Annotated in this window: 6 protein-coding genes; 4 read left to right on the plus strand and 2 right to left on the minus strand. The window is 65.5% G+C overall.

The window, feature by feature from the left end:
* Genes glgX through treY form a run of 3 tightly spaced genes read left to right on the plus strand, consistent with a single transcriptional unit; the run spans position 1 to position 6,609 of the window.
* A complete protein-coding gene (glgX, locus tag H8A95_RS19030) occupies positions 1 to 2,073 on the plus strand; it encodes a glycogen debranching protein GlgX (RefSeq protein ID WP_229184506.1) in 2,073 nt (690 codons plus the stop codon).
* Positions 2,070 to 3,821, plus strand: a complete 1,752-nt coding sequence (gene treZ / locus H8A95_RS19035) for a malto-oligosyltrehalose trehalohydrolase (protein WP_229184507.1) — start codon at positions 2,070 to 2,072, stop codon at positions 3,819 to 3,821. The genes glgX and treZ overlap by 4 nt, the downstream gene beginning before the upstream one ends.
* A 4-nt stretch (positions 3,822 to 3,825) precedes the next feature.
* Positions 3,826 to 6,609: a malto-oligosyltrehalose synthase gene (gene treY, locus H8A95_RS19040; protein ID WP_229184508.1), complete on the plus strand. Its 2,784-nt coding sequence runs from the start codon at positions 3,826 to 3,828 to the stop codon at positions 6,607 to 6,609.
* Positions 6,610 to 6,618: 9 nt separating this feature from the next.
* On the opposite strand, the gene H8A95_RS19045 is transcribed toward treY, so the two are convergent.
* On the minus strand, positions 6,619 to 6,927 hold the full coding sequence (locus tag H8A95_RS19045; protein WP_229184509.1) for a polyhydroxyalkanoic acid system family protein: 309 nt from the start codon (positions 6,925 to 6,927) through the stop codon (positions 6,619 to 6,621).
* A gap of 164 nt (positions 6,928 to 7,091) precedes the next feature.
* On the opposite strand from H8A95_RS19045, the gene H8A95_RS19050 reads away from it, so the two are divergent.
* Positions 7,092 to 7,256, plus strand: a complete 165-nt coding sequence (locus tag H8A95_RS19050) for a DUF3309 family protein (protein ID WP_076865768.1) — start codon at positions 7,092 to 7,094, stop codon at positions 7,254 to 7,256.
* A gap of 182 nt (positions 7,257 to 7,438) precedes the next feature.
* Here the strand turns inward: H8A95_RS19050 and ligD are convergent.
* Positions 7,439 to 9,368, minus strand: a 1,930-nt coding sequence (gene ligD / locus H8A95_RS19055) for a DNA ligase D (protein WP_229184510.1), incomplete at its 5' end; no start/stop codon positions are given.

Consider the following 9,368-nt stretch of genomic DNA (forward strand, 5'->3'; position numbering starts at 1 on the left):
ATGCGACTGACCGGAGGAACGTCCGCACGGCTCGGTGCAAGCTGGGACGGCAGGGGCACCAATTTTGCGCTGTTCTCGGCCAACGCGGAGAAGGTGGAGCTGTGCCTGTTCGACGGCCAGGGCCGCCGCGAGCTCGAGCGGATCGAGATGCCGGAGCGCACCGAGGACGTCTGGCACTGCTATCTCAACGACGTCTCGCCGGGCCAGCTTTACGGCTACCGCGTCTACGGGCCCTATGCGCCGGAGCGCGGCCACCGTTTCAACGCCAACAAGCTGCTGCTCGATCCCTACGCCAAGCGGCTGGCGGGCCGGCTGGTGTGGAGCGATGCGCATTTCGCCTACCGCACCGGCAGCGCACGCGAGGATCTCTCGTTCGACCGGCGCGACAATGCCCGCGGCATGCCGAAGGCGGTCGTGGTCGACGAGACCTTCAACTGGGGTCGCCGCGAGATCCGGCCGCACATTCCCTGGGAAGACACCATCATCTACGAGGCGCACGTCAAGGGCCTGACGCAGAAGCGCGAGGACGTGCCGCCGAACCTGCGCGGCACCTATGGCGGGCTGTCGTCGCCGGCGATGATCGATCACCTGAAGCGGCTTGGCGTCACCACCATCGAGCTGTTGCCGATCCATGGGCTGATCGACGACCGCATCCTGGTCGAGAAGAAGCTTTCGAATTACTGGGGTTACAACACCATCGCCTTCTTCGCACCCGAGGCACGCTACGCCCAGGACAATGCGCTGGATTCGTTTCGTACGACAGTCGCGCGACTGCACGATGCCGGCATCGAGGTGCTGCTCGACGTCGTCTACAACCACACCGCCGAGGGCAACCATATGGGCCCGACGCTGTGCTTCCGCGGCATCGACAATGCCTCCTACTACTGGCTGAACCGCGAGAACCCGCGCTTCTACGACGACTTCACCGGCTGCGGCAGCTCGGTCAATCTCACCCATCCGCGCGTGCTGCAGATGGTGATGGATTCGCTGCGCTATTGGGTCGAGGTCTGCCATGTCGACGGCTTCCGCTGCGATCTTGCCACGACACTTGCCCGCGGACCGAACGGGTTCGATCGCAACCATCCCTTCCTCACCGCAATACGCCAGGACCCGGTGCTGGCGACCGCAAAGATGGTCGCCGAACCCTGGGATCTCGGTCTCGGCGGCTATCAGGTCGGTGCGTTTCCGTCGCAATGGTCGGAGTGGAATGACCGCTATCGCAGCGCGATGCGGCGCTACTGGAGCGGCGAAGGCAGCCTGATCGGCGACATCTCGGGCCGCATGACCGCCTCGTCGGATTTGTTTCACCACGACAACCGCGCGACCCGCGCCAGCGTCAACCACATCACGGTGCATGACGGCTTCACGCTCGCCGATCTCTTCAGCTACAATGAGAAGCACAACGAAGCCAACGGCGAGGACAATCGCGACGGCTCCAACGACAATCACAGCAACAATTGCGGCCACGAAGGCCCGACCGATGATCCCGCGATCATCGCGCTGCGCCGCCAGCTCAGAAGGAATGCGCTGGCCTGCCTGCTGCTTGCCCAGGGCACGCCGCTGATCCTCGCCGGCGACGAGGTCGCCAACACGCAAGGCGGCAACAACAACGCCTATTGCCAGGACAACGAGACCGGCTGGATCGGCTGGGAGAATCTCGGCACGGACGACGACGCCATCGATTTCATCGGCCATCTCACCGCGCTGCGCCAGCGCTTCGGTCAAATCCGCTGCCAGAGCTGGCTCGACGGCCGCCGCGGCGACGGCAGCTACGGCGTGCTGTGGCTGACGCCGGCGGCAGAGGAGATGAAGGAGTCCGACTGGAAATTCCCGGAAAGCCGGTTCCTCGCCTACGTGCTGGGGCCGATGGAACAAGGCCAGGCGCCGATCTTTATCGTGCTGAATGCCGCGCCGCAGGAGATCGTGTTCAGGATGCCGAGGATGGCGGAATACAGCAGCTGGCGGCAGGTCTTGAACACCACCAAGGCGGAGCAGACCGGTGACCAATTCGCATCCGGCACCGACACCACGGCACCGCCGCGCTCGGTGCTGGCATTTGCGGGCTCCGCATGAGCAGGCAGCATTTCGGCGCTGAGCTGACGCCCGATGGCGCGCGCTTCCGGCTGTGGGCGCCGGCAGCCAGGCGTGTCGACCTCCTGCTCGACAAACCGCATGCACTCACGCGCGATGCGGCCGGCTGGTACGTTGCCGAGATTCCGGGCGCACGGGCGGGCACCCGTTATAAATTCCGCATCGATGACGAAGTCGATGTGCCCGATCCCGCCTCCGCATTCCAGCCGGACGACGTGTTCGGCCCGAGCGAGGTGATCGATCACACCGCCTTCAAATGGCGCGCGACCGAGTGGCGCGGACGGCCGTGGCATGAGGCCGTCGTCCTCGAGGCTCACGTCGGCACCTTCACGCCGGAGGGCACCTATCGCGCGATGATCGACAAGCTCGATCACCTCGTCGCAACCGGCATCACCGCGATCGAACTGATGCCGCTGGCGGATTTCGCAGGGACGCGCAACTGGGGCTACGACGGCGTGCTGTGGTACGCGCCCGACAGTGCCTATGGCATGACCGAAGACCTCAAGACCCTGATCGACGAGGCGCATCTGCGCGGGCTGATGGTGATGCTCGACGTGGTCTACAATCATTTCGGACCCGAGGGGAATTATCTCGGCCGCTATGCGCCCGCCTTTTTCAGCGACGCGCACACGCCATGGGGCAGCGCGATCGACTACCGCGTGCCCGAAGTGCGCGCCTTTGCGATCGGCAGCGTCGTGAGCTGGCTGCGCGACTACCGCTTCGACGGGCTGCGGTTCGACGCCGTCAACACCATCGTCGAAGCCGGCGAAGTCTCCATCCTGCACGACTTCAGCAAGGCCGCCGGCCAGCTAGCCACCGAGACCGGCCGGCAGATCAACCTCGTGCTGGAGAACGGCGACAACATCGCAAGCCTGCTCGATGCCGCAGAGGACCCGCCGCATGGCAAATTCCGCGGCCAGTGGAACGACGACTATCACCACGCCTGGCATGTGCTGCTGACCGGCGAAGCCCAGGGCTACTATGGCGATTACCGCTCACCGAAGCAGGACCTCGCACGCGCGCTGTCGTCCGGCTACATCTATCAAGGTGAGGTCTCGGAGTTCTGGGGCGGCAAGGCGCGCGGCGAGCCGAGCGGCGCGCTGTCACCGACCTGCTTCATCAACTTCCTGCAGAACCACGACCAGATCGGCAACCGGCCGCTCGGCGATCGGCTCGAAAGCCTCGCAAAGCCTGCGGCGATCGAAGCCGCGCTGGCGGTGACGCTGATCGCACCCAACACGCCGATGCTGTTCATGGGCGAGGAATGGGGTGCGACGACGCCCTTCCCGTTCTTCTGCGATTTCAAGGGTGACCTCGCCAACGCGGTCCGCGCCGGACGGCGCAGGGAATTCGCCTGGGCCTATGCCAAATATGGCGACGACATTCCCGACCCGCTTGCCGAGGAGACGGTGCGGTCGGCGGTGCTCGGCTGGGCGACGCTCGGCCACGATCCCGCCCGCACACGGCTTGCGCTGGTGCGTGACCTGCTCGCCGTGCGCCGGCGCGAAATCACGCCGCACCTCCCAGCGGCACGGTTCGGCGGTGACCGCGTCACGGGCGATCTCCTGACTGCGCATTGGCAGATGGGCAGCGGCCGCACGCTGTGGCTCACGGCCAATCTGTCCGATCGAGAGATCACCGGCACACCGGAGCCGAAGGGAACTGCGATATGGGGCGGCGCGTTGTCGAACGACCTCCCCGGCTGGGCGGTGCGCTGGTACATCGGATAGCACAATGCCTCCGGCGATCCCGATCGCGACATACCGACTGCAACTCACCGCCGATTTCGACTTCGATGCTGCCGCCGCCGTGGCGCCGTATCTGAAGGCGCTCGGCATCAGCCATGTCTATGCCTCGCCGTTCATGAAGGCGCGCCAGGGCTCGACCCATGGCTACGACGTCGTCGACCACACCAAGTTCAATCCGGAGCTCGGCGGCGAAGAAGGCTTCGCGCGGCTCAGCGATGCGCTGAAGAAGAACGACCTCGGGCTGATCCTGGATTTCGTGCCGAACCATGTCGGCATCCATTTTGCCGATAATCCGTGGTGGCTCGATGTGCTGGAATGGGGACCGGTATCGCCGCACGCGGTCTCCTTCGACGTCGATTGGGACCAATTGCCCTATCGCGGGCGCGGCGGCGTGCTGCTGCCGATCCTCGGCTCGTCCTATGGCCAGGCGCTGGAGCGCGGCGACATCGCGCTGCGTTACGACGCAAATGAAGGCAGCTTCTCCGCCTGGTATTTCGAGCACCGCCTGCCGATCGCACCGGAGCGGTACGGCGAAGTGCTGCGGACCATCGTCCGCGAGGCCGGCGCCGAAGACGGCGCAGCTGGACGCGCCATGCTTGAACTCGCCGCGCGATACCGCGGACTGCGCCATCCGAACCGCGTCGAAGCCCCGACGCTGAAGGCGGCGATCAAGGCGATCGATGATAGCGCCGCGATCATCGCGCGCGGGCTCGATGCCTATCGCGCCGGCGAGGATCGCCCGACCCAGACGCTGGCGCTACACCACCTGCTGGAGCGCCAGCACTACAAGCTCGGCCACTGGCGGCTGGCCTCCAGCGACATCAACTATCGCCGCTTCTTCGACGTCAATACGCTGGCCGGCCTCAGGGTCGAGGACGCCGCCACCTTCGAAGCGAGCCACAGCCTCGTGAAGCGGCTGATTGCGGAAGGTCGGCTGCAGGGCCTGCGGCTCGACCATATCGACGGCCTGCGCGATCCCGCGCAATATTTCCAACGGCTGCGCCGCCTGATCCGCTCCGCGCAGGGCGCCAAGGCAAAGCCGTTCTACATGGTGATCGAGAAGATCCTCGGCGAGGACGAGAAGCTGACGAAGTTTGCCGGCGTCCACGGCACCACCGGCTATGAATGGATGAACACGATCAGCCAGGTGCTGGTCGACGGCACCGGCCTCGATCCGCTCAACGAGATCTGGCGCCAGATCAGCAACCAGTCGCCGAACCTGACGCCGGTGCTGCGCGCAGCCAAGCGCCGCGTGCTGGAGACCTTGCTGACCAGCGAATTCATCGTGCTGGCGCGGCTCGTCGCACGCATCGCCAGCGGGCATTATTCGACCCGCGACTTCTCCGCCGACAGCCTGCGCCAGGCGCTCGAACTCTACGTGCTGCATTTCCCGGTCTATCGCACCTATCTCACCGGCTCCGGCCCGACCGTGCATGACCGTGCGCTGATCAGCGAGACCATCGAGCGAGCCCGCGCCGACTGGTTCGCCGCCGACGAGGGCATCTTCGATTTCCTGCGCGATGCCCTGACGATGGACCTGCTGAAGCCCGGCCGCCCCCCGCACAGCGCGCCGCGGGTGCGGCGCTTCGCGCTGAAGGTGCAGCAATTCACCGGGCCGCTGATGGCGAAGTCATTGGAGGACACGACGTTCTATCGCTATCACCGCCTGCTGGCGCTCAACGAGGTCGGCGGCGATCCGGCGGCGCGTGCGATTGCGCCTGAGACCTTCCACGCCATGATGCAGGCCCGCGCCCGCGAATGGCCGCACGGCATGACCTCGACCGCGACCCACGACACCAAGCGCGGCGAGGACGCCCGCGCCCGGATCATGGCGCTCGCGGAAACCCCCGGCGAATGGACCAGCGCGGTGGCGCGCTGGAAGGTGCTGAACGCGCCGCATCTGGTGCTCGATGGCGAGATGCGCGCACCGTCGGCGACGTTCGAATACATGCTGTACCAGGCCCTGCTCGGGGCCTGGGACCCGGATGATCCAGCGCTGGTCGCGCGCATCCAGGCCTATGCGCTGAAGGCGGCGCGCGAGGGCAAGCAGGAAACCAGCTGGCTCAATCCGCACCAGCCTTACGAGGCCGGCGTGAAAACCTTCATCGAGCGGATCCTCGATCGCAAGACCTCGCCTGAGTTCCTCGATGCGCTCAACACGCTGGCAGAACGCACCGCGCTGATCGGCGCATTGAATTCGCTCAGCCAGATCACGCTGAAGGCGACCATGCCGGGCGTGCCGGACTTTTACCAAGGCACCGAAAGCTGGGACCTCTCGTTGGTCGACCCCGACAATCGCCGTCCGGTCGATTTTGCCGCACGCGCGGAAGCGCTTGCAGCGCTGGAGACGCCGGATTGGGACGCGCTGGCACAGAGCTGGCGCGACGGCCGGCTCAAATTCGCATGGACGCGGCATCTGCTGCGGCTGCGCAACGAGGCGGCCGAAATCTTCACCAGCGGCGGCTACGAACCGCTGGCCATCAGCGGGCCGCACCGCGATCGTGTCATCGCCTTCGCACGGCGCCATGGCCGCGAGGCAGTCATCGTCGCGGTGACGAAATCGTTCGCGCCGTTCACGCAGGGCGGTCGCAGCTGGCCGCCACCTGAGGCCTTTGAAGGCGAGCTCGGCCTGGTTGGATACGCCCTCCCCAGCGGCGATAACAAAATTCAGCTCTCGACACTGTTCGCCAGTCTGCCGGTCGCGGTGCTGAAGGCCAAGGTTGCGGCAGCATCGAGGCAAGCCTCAAAGCGCGCGCGCTCACACAGCTGACACCGCGCGTCAGCGCTTGGTCAGCAGCAACTGTCCGCTCTTCTGAATGGCGGCCTGCGCGACCTCGGCGAAGCGTTGCAGCAGCCACGGCAGCGTCACCTCCACACGCACGACGGCATCCTCGACGTCGACATGTCCGGCCGCGACCTGCCCCATCGCGCGGACACGAAAGTTCATGCGGTTATTCTCCCAGCGCTCCTCGTCGACACTCAGCACCGGCACGTTCGCGGCTGCGCGCGACAGGCCTGTCTTCAGGCGGCGCATCGCCTCGTCGCGGCCGAGGCTGTGGGGAATCGAGACAATCAGCGGAGCCGACATCGTGGTGTACTCCTCCATGGATTCTGTTGATGTAATTCTGTTCCACCGCAAATGGAAGATCACACAGTTTTATCGCACCGCTCAAACCGGAACCTTCACAGTTGCGGGTTGTTTCCTCCCCCGAAGGGCAGAGACGACAGGCCCGTGGGCTGAGGAGAACTGAGATGTCACTTGGAACGATCATTCTTATCATTCTGGTCATTGCGCTGCTTGGCGGCTTCAGCGGCATCGGCGGCGGACCGTTCTACGGCACAGGCTATTATGGCGGCGGCGGTCTCGGCCTCGTGATCGTGATCCTGCTGATCCTGCTCCTGCTGGGACGCTTGTAGCGCCGGGGCGTGTGTTGCGCCCTATCCGCATCAACAACTGTCATCACCCGCGAAAGCCTTCGCGGGTGATCCAGTATTCCAGAGGCGTCGACGATTGAATCGATGAGCCGCGGCGTACTGGATACCCCGCTTTCGCGGGGTATGACGACGTGAGTCAACGGCACAAGCCCGCCCGATGACGGCTACAATGCCGCGAGCTTCTTCATCGCCGGCTTGATCGACGAGGCCGCGCCCTCATAGCCGTCCCAGGCCTTGGTCTTCGCGAGCAGGGTAGGCACCGACCGCACCGTGTATTTCTTCGGATCGAGATCGCCGCGCACCTGGGTCCAGGTCAGCGGCATCGACACGGCGGCGCCCGGCCGCGCCCGCGGCGACAGCACCGCGACCGCGGTCGAGAGCCGGTCGTTGCGCAGGTAGTCGAGGAAGATCTTTCCGGTGCGCTTGGCCTTCGACATGTTGACCAGATAGCATTCGGGATCATCCTGCGCCATCCACCGGCAGATCGCTTGCGCGAACGCCTTGGCTTCCTTCCACGTCACCTTGTCCTTCGCACTTGAGAGCAGCGGCGCCACGACGTGAAGGCCCTTGCCGCCGGTGGTCTTGCAGAAGCTCTCGAGGCCGACCGCGGTGAGCCGCTGGCGCATGTCCTTGGCGGCGTCGATCACGTCGGAGAACGCGACGTCGGGCGCCGGATCGAGATCGAACACCAGCCGACCCGGCGTGTCATAGGCATCCGGCGCGCAATTCCAGGGATGTAGCTCGAGACCGCCGAGCTGTGCGACCGCAGCCAGCCCCTCGATCTGGTCGATCTGCAAATAGGGTTTGCGGTCGCCGGAGACCTTGGCGAGCTTCAGGAGCTTCGACGTGCCGGCCATCGCGTGACGCTGGAAGAACGTCTCGCCCTTGATGCCGTCAGGCGCACGCACGATCGAGCACGGCCGGCCCTTGAGGTAGGAGATCATCCATTCGCCGACCGCTGCAAAATAGTTTGCTAGGTCGAGCTTCGTCACCGCCTCGCCGTCGCCAGCGTCGGGCCATAGCGCCTTGTCGGGATGGGAGATGGCGACGCCCATCACCTCGCCGGATGATTTCCCCTTGGCCATCGGCTTCACCACTCTGGTTACGACCGGCCGCTCGGCCTCGACCTCATGCGCCGGCTTGTCCCGGCGCAGGCCTTTGAACGCGGCCTGACGGATATTGCCGGCGTCGGTCCAGCCGGCGAACTCGATCTCGGCGACCAGTTCGGGCTTCAGCCAGTGCACGTCGCGGGTCTTCTTCGGTGCGTCCTCGCCGCCGAACGGGCTGGTGTCCGATGCCGCGGCCTTCAGCGCCGGCATGATGCGGCGGACCGTGTCCTGGCCGAAGCCGGTGCCGACGATGCCGACAAAGGCGAGATGACCGTCGCGATAGACGCCCGCCATCAGCGAGCGGAATTTGCCGTTGGTGGTCTTCCAGCCGCCGATCACCACCTCATGGCCGGCGCGGATTTTCGCCTTGGTCCAGTCGTCCGAGCGGCCGGAGCGATAGGCGCCGTCGAGCCGCTTGGAGACGATGCCCTCGAGCCCGAGCTTGCGCGCCGAGTCCAGCACGGCCTCGCCGCGCTCCTCGAAATGCTCGACATAGCGGATCAGGACGTTCTTGCCCTTGCGCGCCGCGAGCAACGCCTTCAACCGCGCCTTGCGCTCGGTGAGTGGCAGCGGGCGCAGATCCTCGGTGCCTGCGAACAGCAGGTCGAACGCGTAGAAGATCAGCTGGTCGGTCTTGCCGTCGGAGAGCGCCGCCTGCAGCGTCGAGAAGTGCGGGATGCCGTTCTCGGCGAGCGCAACGATCTCGCCGTCGATCAGGGCATCCGGCAGCTTGCCCGCCTCCTTCACGATCGCGCCGAACTTGTCGGACCAGTCGAGCCCCTTGCGGGTCTTCAGCACGGCCTCACCATCCTCGACGCGGAGCTGCACGCGATAGCCGTCGAACTTGATCTCGTGGCACCATCCCGCGCCATTGGGCGGGCTTTCGACCGCGGCGCAGAGCTGCGGCGAGGCGAAATCAGGCATCTCCGCCACCTGCTTCGATATCGCCTTCGGTCGCTCCTTCAACTTTGCTTTCGGCGCCGGC

The organism is Bradyrhizobium oropedii, from assembly GCF_020889685.1.
In the GTDB taxonomy this organism is placed as follows: domain Bacteria; phylum Pseudomonadota; class Alphaproteobacteria; order Rhizobiales; family Xanthobacteraceae; genus Bradyrhizobium; species Bradyrhizobium oropedii.

Excerpts from the sequence above, each read along its gene's own strand:
- H8A95_RS19045 (WP_229184509.1), bottom strand. The coding sequence starts at position 6,927 with ATGTCGGCTCCGCTGATTGTCTCGATTCCCCACAGCCTCGGCCGCGAC.
- H8A95_RS19050 (WP_076865768.1), top strand. The coding sequence starts at position 7,092 with ATGTCACTTGGAACGATCATTCTTATCATTCTGGTCATTGCGCTGCTT.
- treZ (WP_229184507.1), top strand. The coding sequence starts at position 2,070 with ATGAGCAGGCAGCATTTCGGCGCTGAGCTGACGCCCGATGGCGCGCGC.
- treY (WP_229184508.1), top strand. The coding sequence starts at position 3,826 with ATGCCTCCGGCGATCCCGATCGCGACATACCGACTGCAACTCACCGCC.
- glgX (WP_229184506.1), top strand. The coding sequence starts at position 1 with ATGCGACTGACCGGAGGAACGTCCGCACGGCTCGGTGCAAGCTGGGAC.